Annotated in this window: 19 protein-coding genes; 14 read left to right on the top strand and 5 right to left on the bottom strand. The window is 71.1% G+C overall.

What is annotated here, in order from left to right; translation table 11 throughout:
* The first annotated feature begins 3 nt into the window (after positions 1-3).
* The 4 genes from HNR14_RS07785 to HNR14_RS07770 all read left to right on the top strand — a co-directional run bounded on the left by HNR14_RS07785 (position 4) and on the right by HNR14_RS07770 (position 4,016).
* A complete protein-coding gene (locus HNR14_RS07785) occupies positions 4-480 on the top strand; it encodes a GbsR/MarR family transcriptional regulator (RefSeq protein ID WP_179700595.1) in 477 nt (158 codons plus the stop codon).
* Positions 481-587: 107 nt separating this feature from the next.
* Positions 588-989 carry a hypothetical protein gene (locus tag HNR14_RS07780; protein WP_179700594.1) on the top strand — a complete coding sequence of 134 codons (402 nt, stop codon included), beginning with the start codon at positions 588-590 and terminating at the stop codon, positions 987-989.
* Between the two features lie 16 nt (positions 990-1,005).
* Positions 1,006-2,979, top strand: coding sequence for a M13 family metallopeptidase (locus HNR14_RS07775; RefSeq protein ID WP_179700593.1), 1,974 nt, complete (start codon positions 1,006-1,008; stop codon positions 2,977-2,979).
* Positions 2,980-3,104: 125 nt separating this feature from the next.
* Positions 3,105-4,016: a serine hydrolase gene (locus HNR14_RS07770; RefSeq protein WP_179700592.1), complete on the top strand. Its 912-nt coding sequence runs from the start codon at positions 3,105-3,107 to the stop codon at positions 4,014-4,016.
* A 16-nt stretch (positions 4,017-4,032) separates the two neighbouring features.
* On the opposite strand, the gene HNR14_RS07765 is transcribed toward HNR14_RS07770, so the two are convergent.
* The 5 genes from HNR14_RS07765 to HNR14_RS07745 all read right to left on the bottom strand — a co-directional run bounded on the left by HNR14_RS07765 (position 4,033) and on the right by HNR14_RS07745 (position 11,249).
* The gene (locus HNR14_RS07765) at positions 4,033-5,091 is read right to left on the bottom strand and encodes an NAD-dependent epimerase/dehydratase family protein (RefSeq protein ID WP_179700591.1); all 1,059 of its coding nucleotides are present in this window, start codon (positions 5,089-5,091) and stop codon (positions 4,033-4,035) included.
* Positions 5,092-5,138: 47 nt separating this feature from the next.
* Positions 5,139-7,709, bottom strand: a complete 2,571-nt coding sequence (locus HNR14_RS07760) for a bifunctional lysylphosphatidylglycerol flippase/synthetase MprF (protein WP_179700590.1) — start codon at positions 7,707-7,709, stop codon at positions 5,139-5,141.
* Positions 7,710-7,824: 115 nt separating this feature from the next.
* Positions 7,825-9,213: a glycine--tRNA ligase gene (locus HNR14_RS07755; RefSeq protein ID WP_179700589.1), complete on the bottom strand. Its 1,389-nt coding sequence runs from the start codon at positions 9,211-9,213 to the stop codon at positions 7,825-7,827.
* Positions 9,214-9,307: 94 nt separating this feature from the next.
* Complete coding sequence (locus tag HNR14_RS07750) at positions 9,308-9,934, bottom strand: GNAT family N-acetyltransferase (RefSeq protein WP_313543010.1); 627 nt, start codon at positions 9,932-9,934, stop codon at positions 9,308-9,310.
* Positions 9,935-9,953: 19 nt separating this feature from the next.
* Positions 9,954-11,249 carry a glutamyl-tRNA reductase gene (locus tag HNR14_RS07745; protein WP_179700588.1) on the bottom strand — a complete coding sequence of 432 codons (1,296 nt, stop codon included), beginning with the start codon at positions 11,247-11,249 and terminating at the stop codon, positions 9,954-9,956.
* A gap of 113 nt (positions 11,250-11,362) precedes the next feature.
* Between HNR14_RS07745 and hemE the strand changes: the two genes are divergently transcribed.
* The 10 genes from hemE (at position 11,363) to HNR14_RS07695 (ending at position 20,040) form a co-directional block, all read left to right on the top strand.
* On the top strand, positions 11,363-12,499 hold the full coding sequence (gene hemE, locus HNR14_RS07740; RefSeq protein WP_179700587.1) for a uroporphyrinogen decarboxylase: 1,137 nt from the start codon (positions 11,363-11,365) through the stop codon (positions 12,497-12,499).
* On the top strand, positions 12,496-14,076 hold the full coding sequence (hemG, locus tag HNR14_RS07735) for a protoporphyrinogen oxidase (RefSeq protein ID WP_179700586.1): 1,581 nt from the start codon (positions 12,496-12,498) through the stop codon (positions 14,074-14,076). The genes hemE and hemG overlap by 4 nt, the downstream gene beginning before the upstream one ends.
* Positions 14,077-14,095: 19 nt before the next feature.
* Positions 14,096-14,401, top strand: coding sequence for a scorpion antimicrobial peptide (locus HNR14_RS07730; protein ID WP_021762335.1), 306 nt, complete (start codon positions 14,096-14,098; stop codon positions 14,399-14,401).
* A 28-nt stretch (positions 14,402-14,429) separates the two neighbouring features.
* A complete protein-coding gene (locus tag HNR14_RS07725; protein ID WP_179700585.1) occupies positions 14,430-14,840 on the top strand; it encodes a phage holin family protein in 411 nt (136 codons plus the stop codon).
* Positions 14,830-15,045 (top strand): DUF3618 domain-containing protein, encoded by a 216-nt coding sequence (locus HNR14_RS07720; protein WP_021762332.1) that lies wholly within the window; start codon positions 14,830-14,832, stop codon positions 15,043-15,045. The genes HNR14_RS07725 and HNR14_RS07720 overlap by 11 nt, the downstream gene beginning before the upstream one ends.
* 84 nt (positions 15,046-15,129) lie before the next feature.
* Positions 15,130-15,861, top strand: coding sequence for a hydrogen peroxide-dependent heme synthase (gene hemQ, locus HNR14_RS07715; protein ID WP_021762330.1), 732 nt, complete (start codon positions 15,130-15,132; stop codon positions 15,859-15,861).
* Positions 15,858-17,036: a ferrochelatase gene (locus HNR14_RS07710; RefSeq protein ID WP_021762327.1), complete on the top strand. Its 1,179-nt coding sequence runs from the start codon at positions 15,858-15,860 to the stop codon at positions 17,034-17,036. Before hemQ ends, HNR14_RS07710 begins: the two co-directional genes overlap by 4 nt.
* Complete coding sequence (gene hemC / locus HNR14_RS07705; protein WP_179700584.1) at positions 17,033-18,034, top strand: hydroxymethylbilane synthase; 1,002 nt, start codon at positions 17,033-17,035, stop codon at positions 18,032-18,034. The genes HNR14_RS07710 and hemC overlap by 4 nt, the downstream gene beginning before the upstream one ends.
* Positions 18,031-18,813, top strand: coding sequence for a uroporphyrinogen-III synthase (locus tag HNR14_RS07700; RefSeq protein ID WP_179700583.1), 783 nt, complete (start codon positions 18,031-18,033; stop codon positions 18,811-18,813). Before hemC ends, HNR14_RS07700 begins: the two co-directional genes overlap by 4 nt.
* A gap of 192 nt (positions 18,814-19,005) precedes the next feature.
* Positions 19,006-20,040, top strand: coding sequence for a hypothetical protein (locus HNR14_RS07695; protein ID WP_179700582.1), 1,035 nt, complete (start codon positions 19,006-19,008; stop codon positions 20,038-20,040).
* Positions 20,041-20,253 lie beyond the last annotated feature (213 nt).

Raw genomic sequence — 20,253 nt, 5'->3', positions numbered from 1 at the left:
GGCATGGCGAAGGACCCGATCGCGCTCGGCGATGTGCGGGAGCACTCGTCGGCGATCCTCACCGCGGCCGGCTTCCCCAAGATGCCGGCCCGCGTGCTCATGGCGCTCACGGTCACCGAGCAGCCGGGCCTCACCGCCGCCGAGCTCGCCGAGACCCTCTCCGCGAGCGCCGCCGCGATCTCGGGCGCCGTCCGCTACCTCCAGACCCTCGGCATCATCCGACGGGTCTCGCAGTCCACCAGCCGCCGCGACCGCTACGAACTGCCGTCCGACTGGTACGCGCTCATGGTCCGCAACAGCCCGATCTACGCCGCCCTCGCCGACCAGGCCGACCTCGGCCTCGCGGCCGTCGGCGACCCGGATTCGCCGGCCACCGAGCGCCTCCGCGACATGGCCGGCTTCTACCGCTTCCTCCAGGGGCGGCTGCCGGAGATGATCGGGGAGTGGGAAGCGCTGCGCGCGGGTTCCGCCCCACGCTGACCCGCCTCCACCGCTCCGGGCCGTTCGTCGGCGAGACTGGGCGTGGAGCATCACCAGGCTCCACGCACCGCACGCACCACGCACCGCACGCACCACCAGGGGGACCCATGCGTTTCACCACGCCCACGCAGAAGGCGATCGTCATCGCCGTCCTGGTCGCGGTCGACATCGTGCTCGTCCTCCTCTTCGACGCCCTGCACTCGGAGGCCGGGTCCATCGTCCTGACCGTGCTGCAGGCGCTCGGCTGGTACATCGCCACGCGCACGTTCCGCGGTCCGGGGGAGTCGCCGTCCGCCGCGCGGCCCTGGTGGCGGATGACGAACCGGTGGTTGCTCTCGGCCGTACTCGGCGGTGTGTACGCGTTGTCGGCGCTGGCGAACGCGGTGTTCTCGGTCGCCGGTTACGGGAGCCTCTCCGGCTGGGTGTCGGTGCTCGCGCAGGCCGCGCTCGCCGCGCTGTTCCTCACCTCGGCCAGCCGGTTGCGCGCCCTGGCCCGCGTCCCGGCCTGAGCCGTAGGCTGGGGGCATGACGCTCGCCTCCGGTATCGCCTCCGACGAACTCGACCCCACGATCCGCCCGCAGGACGACCTGTTCCGCCACGTGAACGGCAAGTGGATCGCCCGCACCGAGATCCCCGACGACAAGGCCCGCTGGGGCTCGTTCATGGTCCTCGCCGAGCAGTCGGAGGCGGCGGTGCGCGAGATCATCGAAGCCGCGCAGACGGCGCCGGAGGGCACGGAGGAGCGCAAGTTCGGCGACCTGTTCGCGAGCTTCATGGACGAGGAGCGCGTGGATGCGCTGGGCATCCGCCCGATCGAGGCGCAGCTCGCCCTCGCGAGCGACGTGAGCTCGGTCGCCGAGCTGCTGCAGACCCTCGGCAAGCTGGAGCGCCACGGCGTCGGCGGCTTCTACCAGCTGTTCGTCGACAACGACCCGGGCGACCCCGAGCGCTACCTGGTGTTCGCCGAGCAGGGCGGCATCTCGCTGCCCGACGAGTCCTACTTCCGCGAGGAGCGCTTCGCGCCCATCCGCGAGGCGTTCGTCGCGCACATCCAGCGCCTGTTCGAGCTGGCCGGGCTGGAAGGCGCCCCGGAGCGCGCGCAGCGCGTCTTCGACCTCGAGACCGAGATCGCGGCCCAGCACTGGGACAACGTGACCTCCCGCGACTCCGAGAAGACCTACAACCTCTACAGCTGGGCCGACGCCGACGCGCTGTTCGCAGGCGGCGCCGGCGACCCCGCGGCGAGCCTCGACGTGTGGGCCACCGCCCTGGGCGCTCCGGAGGGTGCGCTCGCCGAGGTCGTGCTGCGCCAGCCATCGTTCACCTCCGGCCTCGCCGGTCTGCTCACCGAGTCCCGCCTGGACGCGTGGAAGGACTGGCTCGCGTGGCAGATCATCCACGGTGCGGCCCCGTACCTCCCGGGCGACTTCGTCGACGCGAACTTCGACTTCTACGGCCGCACCCTCACCGGCACGCCGCAGATGCGGGCCCGCTGGAAGCGCGGCGTCTCGCTGGTGGAGGGCGCGATGGGGGAGGCCGTCGGCCGCATCTACGTCGAGAAGCACTTCCCGCCCGCCGCGAAGGACGCGATGGACGCCCTGGTCGCGAACCTCATCGAGGCCTACCGGCAGAGCATCCGCACCCTCGAGTGGATGGGCGAGGACACCCGCGACCGCGCCCTCGACAAGCTCGAGAAGTTCACGCCCAAGATCGGGTACCCGGTGAAGTGGCGCGACTACTCGGCCCTGCAGGTCGACCCGACCGACCTCGTCGGCAACGTGCGGGCCGCTGCGCTGTTCGAGTTCGACCGGGAGCTGGGCAAGATCGGAAAGCCGCTGGACCGCGACGAGTGGTTCATGACGCCGCAGACGATCAACGCGTACTACAACCCCGGCTTCAACGAGATCGTGTTCCCGGCAGCCATCCTGCAGTACCCGTTCTTCGACGCCGACCGGGACGCCGCCGCCAACTACGGCGCCATCGGCGCGGTCATCGGCCACGAGATCGGTCACGGCTTCGACGACCAGGGCTCCAAGTTCGACGGCGACGGCCGGCTCGAGGACTGGTGGACCGCCGCCGACCGCGCCGCGTTCGAGAAGCGCACCGCCAGCCTCATCGAGCAGTACAACGCCCTCGCCCCGGAGCAGGTGCCCGACCACCACGTGAACGGCGCGCTCACCATCGGCGAGAACATCGGCGACCTGGGCGGCCTCGGCATCGCCTGGAAGGCGTACCTGCTGTCGCTCGACGGCCAGGAGCCTCCCGTCGTCGACGGCCTCACCGGCGCCGAGCGGTTCTTCCTCTCCTGGGCGCAGGCTTGGCAGCAGAAGGGGCGCGACGCCGAGGTGATCCGCCTGCTCGCGATCGACCCGCACTCGCCGAACGAGTTCCGCTGCAACCAGATCGTGCGCAACATCGACGCGTTCTACGACACCTTCGGGGTCGTCGAGGGCGACGCGCTCTGGCTCGACCCGGCCTCCCGCGTCACGATCTGGTGAGGTGGACGCGTGCGTCGCCGATCGGTGACGCACGCGTCCCCCGATCGGGGTAGCATCGACCCCAGCCGCGGCTTCGGGGGGACCGCGCGCACCCGAAGAACGCTCGCAGGAGAGACCCGAACCACGTGACGATGCAGACCCAGGAGTCCGAGCGCCGCCGGCGCCATGCCACGGCCCGGCGCGCCCGCCACCGCGGCCCCGCGACGCCCGACGACGCCTTCGCGCGCAGCTTCAACAGCCTCGGCCAGCTCGCGCTGCAAGGCGTGCAGGTCTCGGCCCGCGCGACGGATCTCAGCACGGGGGCGGTGCTCTTCTCGGTCGACGACCACGTCGTGATGCCGACGGCCAGCATCGGCAAGGTGCTGCTGCTGGTGGAGGTCGCGGCGCGCCTGGAGTCGGGGCAGCTGAGCCCGCTCGTGCAGCTCGACCGCCTGCCGCAGGACGCCGCCGGCGACTCCGGCATCTGGCAGCACCTCCAGGTCCCGGCCCTGCCGGTCGCCGATCTCGCGGCCCTCGTCGGCGCCTCCAGCGACAACCTCGCCACCAACGTCCTCCTGCGCCGCGTCGGCCTGGAGGCCGTCAGCGCCCGCACCGAGGCGCTCGGCCTCACGCGCACCGGGCTGCTGGACCTCGCCCGCGACCACCGCGGACCGGACGACGCCCCGCAGCTCTCGGTCGGCAGCGCCAACGAGCTCACCTGGCTGTTCTCGGCGCTCGCGCGCGGGGAGGTCGTGGATGCGGCCACCAGCCAGCGCGTCATCTCCTGGCTGTCCCTGAACAGCGACTTCTCCCTGGTCTCGAGCGCGTTCGGGCTCGACCCGCACTCGCACCGCCACGCGGAGCACGGCATCCTGCTCGTCAACAAGACCGGCATCGATGCAGGCGTGCGCAGCGAGGTCGGCGTGCTGCGCGGACCGAACGCCGGTGTGACGTACGCGGTCTCGACCTACTTCGACGACACCGAGCTGCCCGAACGCCTCGCGGTCATCGAGGGCATGCGCACGGTCGGCATCGACCTGCTGGAGTACGTGTTCTGAGTGATCCCGTGACGGCTCAGCGCGCCGCCACGAACGCGTCCTCCGCCGCGTAGTCGAACCAGCGGTCGGCTTCCGCCCTCTTCGCGAGACCCGGGAACGCCGCCGTCCAGTCCTCCTGGCGCAGCTCCGCCGCCTTCACCTCGCGGACGGCCCAGTCGACGGCGGCCGCGACGGCCTCCTCGTAGTGCACCTGCTGACGGTAGCCGAGCTCGACCGCGGCGCCCGCCATGCTGAGGAGCAGGGGATGCGCGACCGTCCAGGGCGTGCTGCCGACGCCGTCGACGGGCGGACCGGGGAAGGCGACGACCTCCAGGTCGCGGTCGAGCGCGCGGTAGACGGCGCCGGCGATGTCGGCGACGCTGAGGTCGTCCGTGTCGACGGCGTTCAGCACGCGCTTGCCCGGCCGGTCGGCGCACAGGGCGACGAGTTCGGCGATGTTGACGGTCGAGGAGGTGCTGAAGCGGTTGGCGCCGTCGTCGGAGAGCACGACCCGGTCGCGGCCGTCCAGCGCGCGCTTGATGAAGTACCACTCGCGCAACGCGGGGCTGAACGGCCCGTACACGGCGCCGGGGCGGAGGATGCTGACCGGGAGGTCGTCGACGGCGAGCAGCGTGCGCTCCAGCGCGGCCTTGAGCGGCGAGTAGGTGCGCTCGTCGTTGTCGACCGTCGGATCCGTCTCGCGCAGCGGCACGGGATAGTCGGGGAAGTCGTCGGGGCCGGTCACGATGTCCAGGTAGCCGCCGTCGCGGCCGGTGTAGACCGAGCCGGTGGAGATCACGACGAGTGAGCCCACCTCCCCGGCAAGGCGGGCGAGCTGTTCGCCGTGGCGCGGTTCGTACGCCACGGTGTCGAGCACGAGATCGTGGCCGCGGGCCCGCTCGATGAGGGCGTCGGTGTCGTCGCGGTCGAGCCGGATGGAGGTGACGTCCAGCTCCGTCAACTCGGTGTCGCCATGGTGCTCGCCCCGGTGCGCGACGAGGACGGACCAGCCGTCCGCTGCGAGCCGCCGGGCCACGGCGGAGCCGATCTGCCCGGTGCCGCCGATGAGCATGGCCGTGCGCGTGGTGTCCGACATGGCACCACCGTACGCCGGGCCCGGCGACGGGGAGGCGGTGTCTGCCGTCAGCGAAGAAGGGTGCGCGCCAGCGCCACGTACTCGCGTGCGTTCGCGTCGGGCAGGTACGCCTTGCCGATCGCGCTGCCGATCGCCGGCAGGGCCAGCGGATCCGCGTACGTCATGTAGATGGTCTCGTACGTCGGGTTGAACTTGCTCTTGAACTTGAAGAGCGACGCGAAGCCGTAGGCGGGCTCCAGCGTCTTCGCGAGGAAGCCGAGGAGGCGGTCCATGGTGTCGGGCTCGCCGGGCTCCTCACCGGGCGCCAGCGGCTTGCTGGCGAGGGGTGCGCCCGACAGGCTCAGCACCTCCACGCCTTCCTCCCGCATGCGCAGTGCGGCCGACGCGATGATGAACTCCATGATGCCCGGGATGCTGCCGTCGGCCCGGCGCATGAAGTCGATCGTGTAGGCGACCACCCGGCCGTCGCGCCAGCTGGGCATCCAGCTCGTGACCGCCTGCAGCGCGCCGGACGGGTCGAACGCGAGGTAGAGCTGCACGTCCGGATCCTTGAGCTCGGCCATCCCGCCGAGGGTGAAGCCCATCTCGGGCAGCTCCTTCTCGGCCACCCACTGCTCGCTGATCGCGGCGATCTGGGTCTGGTAGAGCGGGGGCAGGTCGTCCCAGGTGGACCACACCGTGGTGATGCCCTCCTTGAGCCCGCGGTTGTGGGCCTGGCGCACCTTCTGCCAGGGCTTGCCCTGCATGTCGAAGGTCTGCGGGTGCATCAGCGTCTCCTCGCCGACGGAGACCGACTGCCAGCCGAGCGAATCGAAGACCGGCAGGTACTCGCCGTGGACGCTGTAGAAGACGGGAGTCCAGCCGTTCGCGTCGCAGAAGCCGATGAACTCGATGATCGTCCGCTCGGCACGATCGGGACGGCAGACCGGGTCGGAGAGGGTGATCGCGATCCCGTTGATCACCCGGTAGGCGACCGCTGCGTCGTTCTCCTCGCTGAACCAGTAGACGTTGCCCGGCCAGGTGCCCATGAAGCCGAGCGTCCCGCCTCCTCCCGCCCGCAGCAGCTCGCGGAAGTGCAGCTCGTCGCCGACCGTGCGTCCGGTCGATGTGGCGCGGTAGAGCCGCAGTGTCGCGAGCACGAAGATCAGCCAGAAGACCGGCCCCACCCACTGGTAGAGCACGATCACGATCGGTGTGGTGGGCACGATGACCTGCCCGAGCACCGACTCGAAGCCGGACGGCACGAAGCGCCGGACGGTGGAGACGAAGACGTCGCCGATGGTTGCGTCCGGCACGAACTCGACGAGGGAGGCCAGCGCGGCGATGAGGTACGCCACGGCCAGCAGCACGAACGACGAGACCGCGAGCAGGGTGAACCGCACCACCGCCTCCCGGGGCGCGCGGATCTGGAACTGGCGACGGGTGAGCAGCAGCAGGACGATCGAGGCGAGCGGAACGACGACGACGGCCAGCAGCCAGGCGAGCGCTTCGATCGCGGGCGCGAGGGCGTCGATGCCGTCCACGTCGATGCGGAGGTCGCCGTCGGGCAGCGCCGTGAAGGGGAGGACCATCATCCCGGCGTTGACCACGATGCCCAGGATGAGCGCGAAGTGCCGTCCGCGGCGCAGGCCGATCGCGGTCACCAGCAGCAGCACCAGGGGCAGCAGGGTCAGCAGCAGCGGGCCGAGACCCTGCACCGACACGACCGCCAACTCCAGCCGGCAGTTCGAGGTGTACACCTGGTCGCACTGCTGCAGCACGCTCGCGGTGTCCACCTGCTGGTGCTGAAACAGGCTGGCGATGAAGGAGAACGGACCCAGACCCCCGGGCGGCAGCAGCGCCACCAGCGGACCCAGCGCCGTGATCGCGACGATCGCCGCGACCAGGTTGCGCGTCTCCCCGTGCGAGCTGCGCCGGATGCGCTGGATGCGGCCGCCGCGCAGGATCGCCCCGAGCGCCAGCCCGAGCAGCGCGGCGAAGAGCCGGTAGACGTTGTTCTGGTCGCCGTTGTAGAGCACGAACGCCAGGACCGTCGCGAAGGTCAGGAGGCGGATGCGCCGTCGCCAGAGGGCGGAGGCGAAGGCGCTCGCCGTGATGAGCGCGCCGACGATGCCGATGGTCGGGTCGAGCGTGAAGTCGTACTCGGTCGCCGAGGCCAGCAGCTCGCCGACGCTCGCAGCGGCCCATTGGCCGATGACCCCGATCGTGATCCCGAGCACGCCGGTCGCCACGAACGCGATCGAGGCGCGCAGCGTGCCGAGCAGCCGCTCCGCGACGGCCATCAGGGTGAGGGCGAGGATCACCGTCACGATCAGCTGGACGGCGTTCTCGGGCACGAACAGCGCGGTCAGCGGCGTCCACCAGAAGCCGCCCTGGACGGTCGTCGTCACGCCGGCCGCCCAGACCAGCGCAGTGCCGCTCTCGGTGGCCGGGCTCCACATCGTCGCCGTCACGATGGAGGTCGCGATGACGACCAGCGCCAGCACGATGCTCGCGGGAGCCACCCGGGCGTATCGGCCGAGGGCCACCCAGAAGGCGGCCGGGGGCTTGCGGCCGCGGCCGGGCTGCGCGGTCGCCGGGTCGGCGCGTCGGTCGCTCGCGGGAGGTGCGCTGCTCATGCTCGGTTCCGGTCGTCGGCGGGGAGACCCGTGCGGATCCCTGAGACGAGTATGGCCCGGGGAGGCGCACCGGCCTACCCGCCGGGCGCGGCGTCGCGTGTCGCCGCGAGGTGCCTCAGAACTCGCGCAGGCGCTCCGCCAGGTAGCGGTCGAGGCCCTCGAGGGGGATGCGCTCCTGCTTCATCGTGTCGCGGTCGCGCACGGTCACGGCGTCGTCCTCGAGCGAGTCGAAGTCGACGGTCACCGCGAGCGGCGTTCCGATCTCGTCCTGGCGGCGGTACCGGCGGCCGATCGCGCCCGAGTCGTCGAAGTCGACGTTGCGGCGCTGGCGGAGCCGGTCGGCCAGGGAGCGGGCGAGCGGCGACAGTGCCTCGTTGCGCGAGAGCGGCAGCACGGCGACCTTCACCGGCGCGAGGCGCGGGTCGAGGTGCAGCACGGTGCGCTTGTCGGTGCCGCCCTTTGCGTTCGGCACCTCCTCCTCGTCGTACGCGTCGACCAGGAAGGCCATCAGCGCGCGCGTGAGGCCGAAGGACGGCTCGATCACGAACGGCACGTAGCGCTCGTTCTTGTTCTGGTCGAAGTAGCTGAGGTCCTTGCCGGAGTTCTCGATGTGCGTCTTCAGGTCGTAATCGGTGCGGTTGGCGACACCCATGAGCTCGCCCCACTCGCTACCCGCGAACTCGAACTTGTACTCGATGTCGATGGTGCGCTTCGAGTAGTGGGCGAGCTTGTCCTTCGGGTGCTCGAACCGGCGGATGTTGGCCGGGTCGATGCCGAGGTCGACGAACCAGTCCCAGCAGAGGTCGATCCAGGTCTGGAACCAGTCCTCGTCGGTGCCGGGCTCGACGAAGAACTCGATCTCCATCTGCTCGAACTCGCGGGTGCGGAAGATGAAGTTGCCGGGCGTGATCTCGTTGCGGAACGCCTTGCCGATCTGGCCGATGCCGAACGGCGGCTTCTTGCGCGACGTCTGCAGCACCGAGGCGAAGTCGGTGAAGATGCCCTGCGCCGTCTCCGGGCGCATGTAGTGGAGGCCGGACTCGTCGTCCACGACGCCGAGGTAGGTCTTCATCAGGCCCGAGAACTGGCGGATCGGCGTCCACTGGCCCACCTTGTCCGGGTGGTCCGGGTCGGCGATGTCGTCCAGGCCGTTCACCGGCGGGTGGCCGTGCTGCGCCTCGTACGCCTCGAAGAGGTGGTCGGCGCGGTAGCGCTTGTGGGTGATGAGCGACTCGGTGAGGGGGTCGCTGAAGACCTTGACGTGGCCGGAGGCCTCCCACACCGCGGTCGGCAGGATGATCGCCGAGTCGAGGCCGACCATGTCGCCGCGGCCGCGCACGAAGCGGTTCCACCACTCGCGCTTGATGTTCTCCTTCAGCTCGACGCCGAGGGGGCCGTAGTCCCACGCCGAGCGGGTACCGCCGTAGATCTCACCGGACGGGAAGACGAATCCGCGGTGCTGTGCCAGCGTGATGACGGAATCCAGCTTCGACGTGGCGGCCATGGTGCTCCCTGCTCGTGGGGTCGGTGCGGGTGGGTGGAGAAGTCCGCAACCATCCTAACGAGGATGCGCCTGTGCCCGCGCCGGGCGGCCCGGCTCAGCGGGCGCGCCACTCCTCTTCGAGCAGGGCGTAGACCGCGGTGTCGGACCATTCGCCCTTGAAGATCTCGGTCTCGCGCAGGAGAGCCTCCTGCTTCATCCCGATGCGCTCGCACAGGCGTGCTGATGCCTCGTTGCGGGCGTCGAGCTGGGCGAAGACGCGGTGCGCGCCGAGGGTGTCGAAGCAGAGACCCAGGACGGCGTCGGCCGCCTCGCTGGCGAAGCCGTTGCCGTGGAAGGCGGGATGGAAGACCCAGCCGATCTCGAACTTGCCCCACGCGGCCGACTTGAGGAAGACGCTCATGTCGCCGATGACCCGGCCGTGGCCGCCGTCGGCGTCGGGCAGCTCGACGGCGTAGACGATGCCCTCGCCGTCCTTCTCGAGGCGGTTCATCGCGATGCGCTTGCGCAGGTGCTTTGCCGACTCCTCGTGGTCGTGCACCTCCCAGTAGAGGTAGCGCACGACGTCCTTGAGCTTCTGGTACGCGTGCACGTCGTCCAGGTCGCCGGTGTTGAGCGGGCGCAGCACGAGGCGCTCGGTGCGCAGCTCCTGCGCGGCGTAGGGGAGGCCGGTCGCGCCGTGCGGCTCGACGGTCTCGGTGGGGGCTGCGGCGTCGTTGCTCACGTGTCCTCCGATGGGATGGTCAGGCGGTCTGGTCGTCGATCGCGCTGAGGCGCGGCCGGACGGATTCGGGTTCGATCTCGAGACCGAAGAGGGCGGCGGCGCCGGCGACGAACGTCTCGGCCTCGCCGCTCCGGGCGAGCTCGCGGGCACGCACCGACGGCGTGTGCAGGAGCACCCCGGCGAGGTGGCGCAGGGCGACCTCCGTCTGCTCGTCCGCTCCGCGCGAGCGGGCTCGCTCGATCTCGGCGTCGAGCACGTCGAACACGTGCTTGCGCAGGGCGACGAGCGCCGGCGTCACGGCCTGCTCGGCGGTCTGCGCCGCGAACTCGGCAGCGGCGGCGCCGACGATGCTGCGGGCGTCGTCGGCGGCCGAGAGCTCCTCGAGCGGCGCGTGGATGCTGATGGTCTCGAGGTCGAGCAGCTCGGCCCCGTCCAGCTCGGCGACGGCGGGGTCGACGTTGCGCGGCAGGCCGAGGTCGACGATGAGGCGGCGCTCTGCGGCGCCCGGCTGTGCGGCGGCTTCGGCGAGCAGATCGCGGGTGAGCACGTAGTCGGTGACCGTGGTGCAGGTGACGACGAGGTCGGCGCGGCCGAGCGCCTCGAGCAGACCGCCCTCGACGACCGGGCGCACGTCGTGCGAGAGCGCGAACTTGGCGGCGCGGCCGGACGCGGAGTAGACGCGCACGTCCTCCGCTCCCTTGTCGCGCAGGGCGGCGAGGCTGGCGCCGGCGTACTTGCCGGTGCCCACGAGCAGCACCTTGGTCTGCGACCAGTCGGTGATGCGGCTCTCGGCCAGGTCGAGCGCGAGGCGGACCATCGAGCGGCCGGCGGTCATGATCCCGGTGCGGTTCTTCACGCCCCGGGAGGTGCGGGAGGCGACCTGGAACAGGCGCTCCAGATCGCTGGTGACGGTGCCGGCGGCGCGGGCCGACTCGAGCGAGCGGCGCACCTGGCCGGCGATCTCGCCTTCGCCCACGACGACCGACTCGAGTCCGCTGGAGACGGCGAAGAGGTGCTCGGCGACCGAGTGGTCGCAGTAGACGGCGCTGGCCCGGCGCAGCTCGTCGGCGGAGATGCCGCTGGCCGCGCTCACCGCGTCGATCACGGTCTCGGACGACACCGCGCGCGCCGAGGGCAGCGGGTCGTCGATGTCGAGATAGGCCTCGAAGCGGTTGCAAGTGGCGACGACCACCGACCCGGCGACGAGCTCGCTGTGCTCCGCGAGCGCCGCGGTGACGGCAGGAGCGGATCGCTCGAGCCGTTCGAGGAGGTCGAAATCCGCCGTCCGGTGGCTCGACGAGAAGCAGAGAAGCACGAGCGGAAGCCTACGCTCGCGCGACGCGAACCTCGAATCCGCGAGGGCCCGGATCGGGACCGTCGCCCGGATTCCCGGGGGATTGGCAGATTCCCCCCTGGCAGAATCAGGGGGTGACCGCACTCGCCCCCGCCCATCCCCTCGCCTCCGGCCTCACCGCCTCCAGCCGGCTCGTCCGCGCCTACCGGGCCGATCGTCCCGAGACCACGCCCGTCTGGTTCATGCGCCAGGCCGGCCGCTCCCTGCCGGAGTACCGCGAACTGCGCGTCGGCACGCGCATGCTCGACGCGTGCCTCGACCCCGCGATGGCGAGCGAGATCACGCTGCAGCCGGTGCGCCGCCACGGCGTCGATGCGGGCATCTTCTTCAGCGACATCGTGGTCCCGCTCAAGCTCGCGGGCGTGGAGGTCGAGATCCAGCCCGGCAAGGGTCCCGTGTTCGCGCAGGCGGTGCGCACGGCGGACGACGTCGACCGGCTGACCGCCGTCGACCCCGCCTCCCTCGGCATCGACGCGTTCGCCCCGATCGCCGAGGCCGTGCGGCTCACCATCGCCGAGCTGCGGGAAACCCCCTTGATCGGTTTCGCCGGTGCGCCGTTCACCCTCGCCGCCTATCTGGTCGAGGGCGGGCCGTCCAAGGACCACATCCGCGCCCGCACCCTGATGCACGCCGACCCCGAGGCCTGGGCGCGCCTGATGGCGTGGACGGCCGACATCACCGGCATGTTCCTGCGCGCGCAGGTCCTGGCGGGCACGAGCGCCGCCCAGCTGTTCGACTCCTGGGCCGGGTCCCTCTCGCTCCACGACTACGTGCAGCACGTCGCGCCGGCGTCCGCGCGGGCGCTGTCCCACGTGCGCGACCTGACCTACGAGGTGCCCGCCGCCGAGGGCAGCGCGACGGGCGAGGCCGAGGCCCGCAACGTGCCGATCGTGCACTTCGGCGTCGGCACCGGCGAGCTGCTCAAGGCGATGCACGATGTCGGGGCCGACACGGTCGGCGTCGACTACCGCATCCCGCTCGACGAGGCCAGCCGCCGCCTGGGCCACGTGGTGCCGCTGCAGGGCAACGTCGACCCGGCGATGCTGGATGCGCCGTGGGAGGTGCTGCAGGCCCACGTCGCCGATGTGCTCGAGCGCGGCCGCGACGCCCCGGCGCACGTCCTGAACCTCGGCCACGGCGTCCCGCCCGAGACCGACCCGACCGTGCTGACCCGCCTGGTCGAGTTCGTGCACGGCTGGCGGCCCGAATGAGCGAGGACGCGCTCGCCGACGAGATCCGGCACGCCGTCGAGGCGCCGCCGACCCGCATCGTCGTCGTCGGCGGCGGGGTCGCCGGCCTGGTCGTCGCGCGCGAGTGCGCACGGCCGGGATTCGCGGTGACGCTGCTGGAGGCCTCCGGCCGCGTGGGAGGTTCGGTCGCGCCCCTGGAGCTCGACGGCCTCACGCTCGACGCCGGTGCCGAGAGCTTCGCCACCCGCGGCGGCCACGTCGCCGCGCTGCTGGAGTCGCTCGGCCTCTCGGACGACGTCGTCCAGCCGAACGCGGCGGGCGCCTGGGTGCGCCACGGCAGCCGGTCCGTCCCGCTGCCCAAGGCCGGGCTGCTCGGCATCCCGAGTTCGCCGCTCGCGCGCGACGTGGTGGCGGCGATCGGCCGCCGCGGCGCCTTCCGCGCCTATCTGGACCGGCTCAAGCCCGTGCTCAAGATCGGCCAGGAGAAGCGGCTGGGCGCACTCGTCCGCCAGCGGATGGGCGACAAGGTGCTCGACCTCCTGGTCGCCCCCGTCGTCACCGGCGTGTACTCCGCCAGCCCCGACGACCTCGACGTCGACGTGGTGGCGCCCGGCCTCAACGCCGCCCTGACGCGCCTCGGCTCCCTGTCCGGCGCGGTCGGCGAGCTGCGCTCGACGGCCAAGGCCGGCAGCGCGGTCGGCGGCATCCGCGGCGGGATGTGGCGGCTTCCGGCGGCGCTCGCCGACGACATCCGCGAGCGGGGCGGCTCCATCCGGGTGGACGCACCCGTCGTCGCGATCGATCCCGTCGTCGCGCCCACGGAGGAGGAACTCGCCGCCGATGCCGTCGAGGCCGTGCTCGAGACCATCGTCTCCGGAGAGCTCGACGCCATCCCCTCGGTCGACGAGGCGGACCGCCCGGCGCGCTGGACCGTGCGCCTCGCGGACGGCGAGGAGATCCCCGCCGACGTCGTCGTGGTCGCCGCCCCCGCCGACCCGGCCCTCGACCTCCTGGCGACCGCCGATCCCGCGCTCGCCGAGCTGGCCGAGCTGGAGTGGCCCGCCGCGTCCAGCGTGGAGCTGGTCACCCTCGTCCTCGCCGACGACCGGCTGGCCGCGGCGCCGCAGGGTACCGGCGTGCTCGTCGCCGACACCGAGGACGCCGACGTGACGGCGAAGGCCATGACGCACTCCAGCGCCAAGTGGGCGTGGGTCGCAGAGGCCGCCGGATCCGGCCACCACGTGGTCCGGCTCTCGTACGGACGGGCAGGCCGCCCGGCCGAATCACGCGACCTGGACGACGCCCGATTGCGTGAACTGGCCATCGCCGACGCGAGCCGCCTGCTCAATATTCCGCTGCGGGCATCCGATCTCGTCGCATTCGCCCGCACCCCCTGGACGAACGCCCTGCCCTATGCAACAGTGGGGCAGCGGGACCGCATCCAGCGGGTCCGCGAGGGAGCCCACGCCATCGAAGGCCTCGAGGTGACCGGCTCCTGGCTGACCGGCACGGGCCTCGCCTCGGTCGTCCCGGACGCACGCCGGGTCGCCGAGAATGCACGGGGTCTACGCTGGAAGGCACTGACCGACAACCTGTAGGCCGAGCAAAGGGGACCACATGCGCGGAAAGCTTCTCTTCGTCACGGGCGCGGCGGTGGGCTACGTGCTCGGCACGCGTGCCGGGCGCAAGCGCTACGACCAGATGAAGGCGGCCGCGACCAAGGTCTGGGAGTCGCAGGGCGTGCAGAAGCAGGTCCACGCGGTCGAGGATTTCGTGGCCGAGAAGGTGGGCGAGCTGCCCGAGACGGTGTATGTCACTGTCAAGAAGTTCGTCGTCCGCGCCAACGAGCGCCGTCGCGAGTCGCGCGGCACGTACCCGTCCCCGGCCGCCGAAGCCGCACTGCGAGCCGAACGGGACGCCTGAGCGCGTCCGTCCGAAGGGAGTGAGCGGAATGACAGATCGTGAACGTGCAGGGTCGAAGTCCCTCGTCGAGCTGATCTCCGACCTGCCTCGGCTGCTGATCGAGCTACTGAAGGCCGAGTTCGCACACTTGAAGGCGGAGTTCGCCGCGAAGGCGAAGTATGCCGGCGTGGGCATAGGCCTCTTCGTCGTCGCGGCGGTGTTCCTGTTCTTCGCGCTCGGCGTGCTCGTCGCCGCGGCCATCCTGGGCCTGGCGGTCGTGCTCCCTGGCTGGGCCTCCGCGTTGATCGTGTTCGGCGCCCTGCTGGTCATCGCCGCGGTGCTGGCGCTGATCGGGGTGTCCTCGCTGAAGAAGATCCAGGGCGTCGCCCCGCAGAAGACCATCGACAGCATCAAGGAAGACGCCGACGCTCTGAAGGGACTGGGCAAGTATGACCACTGACCGCAGCGACGTCGACCGCGCCCGCGCCGAGCTGGCCGCGACCCTCGACGCCATCGAGTACAAGCTGAACGCCCCGAAGCGCGCCACGCAGCGCGTGAAGACGCTGGCCTCGCAGAACCCCCTCGCCTTCACCGGCGTCGTGGTGGGCGTGGCCGCCGCCGTCGGCGGGGTCGTCTGGGGCATCGCGCGCCTCACCCGGCGCTGACGCGCCTCCCTCACCGCCGGTGCCGCGCCGGCGGTCCCGTCGCGTGGTTTTGGCCTTCACAGGATTGAGAGAGAGACTGTGGGTATGAGTACCCCGGCTGCCGTACCGGCAGAGTCGACCGCCCCCGAAGAAACCAGCGACACTCCAACCGGCTTCGCCCTGTGGGCGGTGCTCCGGCGAGACCCCGCCCGCCCCGACGACCTCGACGGGACCGACGTGCCCAAGGCCGTCGCCGAGCTCGAGGGCGTCATCGCGGACATCACGCTGCAGGGTGTCACCACCCGCGGCCTCTACGACGTCTCCGGCCTGCGCGCCGACGCCGACCTGATGATCTGGCTGCACGGCCCCGATGCCGAGGGACTGCAGTGGGCGCTCCGCCAGCTGCGCCGCACCCAGCTGCTGAAGGCGCTGCTGCCGACGTGGAACGCGATGGGCGTGCACCGCGACGCCGAGTTCAACAAGGCGCATGTGCCCGGCTTCCTCCGCGGCAAGGAGCCGAAGGCGTGGCTCTGCGTCTACCCGTTCGTGCGCAGCTACGAGTGGTACCTGCTCCCCGACGAGGAGCGCGGCCGGATGCTCTCCGAGCACGGCCGCAAGGGCGCCGCGTTCCGCAGCGTGCTCGCCAACACCGTCGCGTCGTTCGCACTCGGCGACTACGAGTGGATCCTCCCGCTGGAGTCCGACGAGCTCGTCGACCTGGTCGACCTGATGCGCGACCTGCGCCAGACCGACGCCCGCCTGCACGTGCGCGAAGAGGTCCCGTTCTTCACGGGCCGCCGCGTCGAGCCGGCCGAGGTCGTGGAGGTGCTCCAGTGAGCGCCGAGACCACCGCGCGCGTCCTCGGCGCGACGCCCGCCGCCGCCGACGGCCCCGAGCACGTCACCGAGCCGGTCGCGTACGACGCCATCCTGCTCGCCGGCTTCGGCGGTCCCGAGGGCCAGGACGACGTCATCCCGTTCCTCCGCAACGTCACCCGTGGGCGCGGCATCCCCGAGGAGCGCCTGGAGGAGGTCGCGCACCACTACCGCCATTTCGGCGGCGTGAGCCCGATCAACGACCAGAACCGCGAGCTCAAGGCCGCGCTGGAGGCCGAGCTGGCCTCCCGGGGCATCGACCTGCCCGTGCTGTGGGGCAACCGCAACTGGGACCCGTACATCGAGGACGCGCTGAAAGAGGCGCAGGAGCAGGGTTTCACGAAGCTCATCGCCATCGCCACGAGCGCGTACTCCTCGTACTCCAGCTGCCGTCAGTACCGTGAGGACTTCGCGCGCGTCCTGGAGGAGACCGGCCTCGAGGGCACCATCCAGATCGACAAGGTCCGCCAGTTCTTCGACCACCCCGGCTTCGTCGAGCCCTTCATCGAGGGCGTGAAGAACGCAGTAACCGAGCTGCAGGAGAAGATCCCCGGCATCGACCCGGCGACCGAGATCCGCATCCTCTACTCGACCCACTCCATCCCCTCGACCGACGCGGCGAAGTCCGGGCCGGCCGAGCGCGGCTTCGGCGAGGGCGGCGCCTACGCGGCTCAGCATCTCGCGGTGGCCGAGGTCGTGTCGCAGGCCGCGACCGGCGGCGTGATCGGCTGGGATCTGGTCTACCAGTCCCGCTCCGGCCCGCCGTCGATGCCGTGGCTCGAGCCCGACATCAACGACCGGATCGCCGAGCTGCCCGCCACGGGCGTCAAGGCCGTCATCATCGTGCCGCTGGGCTTCGTGAGCGACCACATGGAGGTCCTCTGGGACCTCGACAACGAGGCGATGGAGAGCAGCGAGGAGAACGGCCTCGTCGCCGTCCGCGTGCCCACCCCCGGCACGCACGCGAAGTACGTGAAGGGCCTCGTCGACCTGGTGCTCGAACGCCGCGACGGCGTCCCGGTGGACCAGCGCCCCGCACTGACGGACCTCGGGCCCTGGTACGACGTGTGCCGCCCGGGCTGCTGCGAGAACGTGCGCCTCGGCTTCAAGCCCGCCGCTGCCGGACTGGCGCCGTGAGCGGCTCCGTGCGCCGTGCCGAGGGGCCGGCCGAGCGTCGCGACGGCGTGCTACGCGTGGGGACACGCGGCAGCGCGCTCGCGGTCGCGCAGACGACGGCGGTCGCCGAGGCGATCGCCCGCGCGACCGGCCTGGACGTCGAGCTGGTCACGATCACGACGCACGGGGACACCTCCCGCGAGTCGCTCTCCGAGCTGGGCGGGACGGGCGTCTTCGCCACCGCGCTGCGGGAGGCGCTGCTCGCCGACGAGTGCGACCTCCTGGTCCACTCGCTGAAGGACCTCCCGACCGCCGCCGCCCCCGGTCTCGTGATCGGCGCGGTGCCCAAGCGCGCCGACGCCCGTGACACCCTGTGCGCCCGCGATGGCCTCACCTTCGAGACGCTTCCCGAGGGCGCCCGAGTCGGGACAGGCTCGCCGCGTCGCGTCGCCCAGCTGAAGTCCGCGCGTCCCGACCTCGAGGTCGTCGACATCCGCGGCAACGTCGACACCCGGCTCGGCCGCGTCGCCGAGGGCGACCTCGACGCCGTGGTGCTCGCCGCCGCCGGTCTCGGCCGTCTCGGCCGTCTCGACGCCGTCACCGACTACTTCGCCCTCTCCCAGATGCCGACCGCACCGGGGCAGGGCGCGCTCGCCCTGGAGGTCCGCGCCGGCGACGAGAAGGGCCGCGGGCCGATCGCCCGGGCCCTGCACGCCGTCGACCACGTCACCACCCACGCCGTCGTCACCGCGGAGCGCGCGGTGCTCGCCGGACTGCAGGCGGGGTGCGCAGCCCCGATCGGCGCGACTGCCCTCGTCGACGACGGCCTGCTGTTCCTGACCGCCTCGGTCTACCGTCCCGACGGGTCCGAGCGGATCACCGCATCCCACGCCGCCACTCCCGAGTCCCTCAGCGCCGGCCACCTCGATGAGGCCGCACGCGACGTGGGGGAGCGCGTGGTCTCCGAACTGCTCGGCGCGGGGGCCGCCGGCCTGGCCCCCCTGGGGAGTACCCGATGACCCAGCCGTCCGCTGCACCCAAACCCCTCGCCGGTTGGCGCGTCCTCGTGCCGCGCGGCGGCCCCTGGGGCGACTCGGTCGCGGCGGACCTGCGCTCGAAGGGCGCATCCCCGCTCGTCGCGGCCATGATCAACTTCGCCCCGACGGCTGACGCGCCCGCTCTGGAGCGTGCCCTGGAGCGCCTCGCGGCCGGTGAGTTCGACTGGATGACCGTGACCAGCGCGACCACGGTCGACGTGCTGAGCGCTCAGCGCGCCGTCGTGCCGTCGACGACCCGGATCGCCGCGGTCGGCGAGACCACGGCGGCGGCGCTCGCGGCTGCCGGCTACAAGGTCGACCTCGTGCCGTCGGAGGACAACTCTGCTCGCGGCCTCCTGGAGGAGTGGGAAGCGGCCACGCAGGGCGTCGTGCCGCTGCGCATCCTGACGCTCCGCTCCGAGATCGCGAAGCCCCTGCTGACCGAGGGCCTGAAGCGGATCGGGCACGACGTCGAGTCCGTCGTCGCCTACCGGACCGTCGGCGTCTCGGTGCCCGAGAACGTCGTGACGGATGTGCACGACGGGCTCGTGCAGGCCATCCTCGTCACCAGCGGCTCGGTCGCCGAGCAGGTGCAGCTGCAGCTCGGCCCGGTGCCCGAGTCGACGCTCGTCGCCGCCATCGGCCCGCAGACGGCCCGCGACGCCCGCTCCTTCGGCCTGCGCGTCGACGTCATCGCCGAGGAGCGCACCGCCGCCTCCCTCATCGACGCCGTCGTCGCGGTGGCGGTGGCGCGCGCGTGAACTAATCCCCCCTTTCGGGCCACAGTCAAGTGTTCATGAGGATTTTCTCATGAAATATAGGTATCGCTCAGATTCTTCGAACCGATAGCTTTCCTCTGCATCCAGTCGAGGATGGATTCGGGGGAGTGCGATGCAACGGTGTTCGACCATGGCGTCTGTCGCGGATGGAGTAGGCCGCGAAAGCACCGAACGGTGAGCGGGGCGAAGCTGCGGGCGATTATCGAATCGTCCGCTGTCCTTTCGCTGCTTGCGATCGGCCTGCCCTTCTTGGCTGCCCCGGTTCCGGCGCGCGCGGAGGAAGCGACGCCGACGATCGCGGACACCGATCGTGCCGCTGACGAGGCGACAGCCAAGGCGGTGGCAGCGGAGTACGGGCATGCTGTCGCGATCGACAGCATGACAACTCCGACCTCTCAGACTTCGGCCGAGGCGGACGGCTCGATGGAGCTGATGTCCAGTTCGGTCCCGGTACGGGTCGAGAAGGACCACGGCTGGGTCCCGGTCGACGTGTCGCTGGCGCCGACGGTGGATGGGATGGTGGCACCCAAGACAGCTGCCGTCCCGGTCGAGTTCTCCGCCGGTGGATCCTCGACCCTCGCGCGGGTACAGACTGCGAGCGGGCAGTGGGTGACCGAGACCTGGCCATCCGCTCTTCCGGCACCGAGTCTCGACCGAGCGACCGCGACCTACAGCGAGGTGTTCTCCGGGGTCGATCTGAAGCTCATCGCCACGCCGGCCGGCATGTCTGAGGTGCTCGTCGTGAAGTCGGAGACGGCTGCGGCAAACCCTGCACTGGAGAGCCTGAACCTCGGCGTCACAGGCGCCACCCTCTCGCGGGCCGCCAGCCAGTCGATCACCGCGACGACCCCCAGCGGGTCGGTCGCGTCCTCGGCGGCGCCCTCGTGGTGGGACTCCTCGTCACCTGACTCCGGACCGGAAGGTCCGGGCGGCGATGGCGGTCTGCGCCCGCTCGATCACACCGCCTCTGCATCTGCCGTCGAGCTCGACGTCACGAGCGCGACCGACACTCCGGATGTCACCTACCCCGTGTACGTCGACTTCATGGTCCACGAGCTCACGGAGAAGGCGCTAATGGATCGCGGCGTGCCCCAGGACGTGGCCCACTCGACTGCGTTGGAGACACATCCCTTCGGGAAGAACTTCGATCCAGACATTCTCCGCGATAGTGGGTACTTCAACGAAAAATATCTGAGAGCTTGGGAATAGTCGGAATGCCCCAAGCCGAGGAGTGAATACGTGGACTATCGCCCCTGGGTCGGGGTGTCTCGACGTTCAAGATCTAGATCACCGAAAGGAGCCTGAAGAGTGGTATGGGGACAAGGGCGGCTGCTCGTCCGAACGACGAATCGGCAGGCCGCAATCAGCTCGGCCGACCAAGGGCTCCCGACAACAGGGGAGAACTCGTTCATCGCGACGATA

It is taken from the genome of Leifsonia naganoensis, assembly GCF_013410615.1.
In the GTDB taxonomy this organism is placed as follows: domain Bacteria; phylum Actinomycetota; class Actinomycetes; order Actinomycetales; family Microbacteriaceae; genus Leifsonia; species Leifsonia aquatica.
Note: the sequence above shows the minus strand (reverse complement) of the source record. Positions and strands in the feature narration are given on the sequence as shown.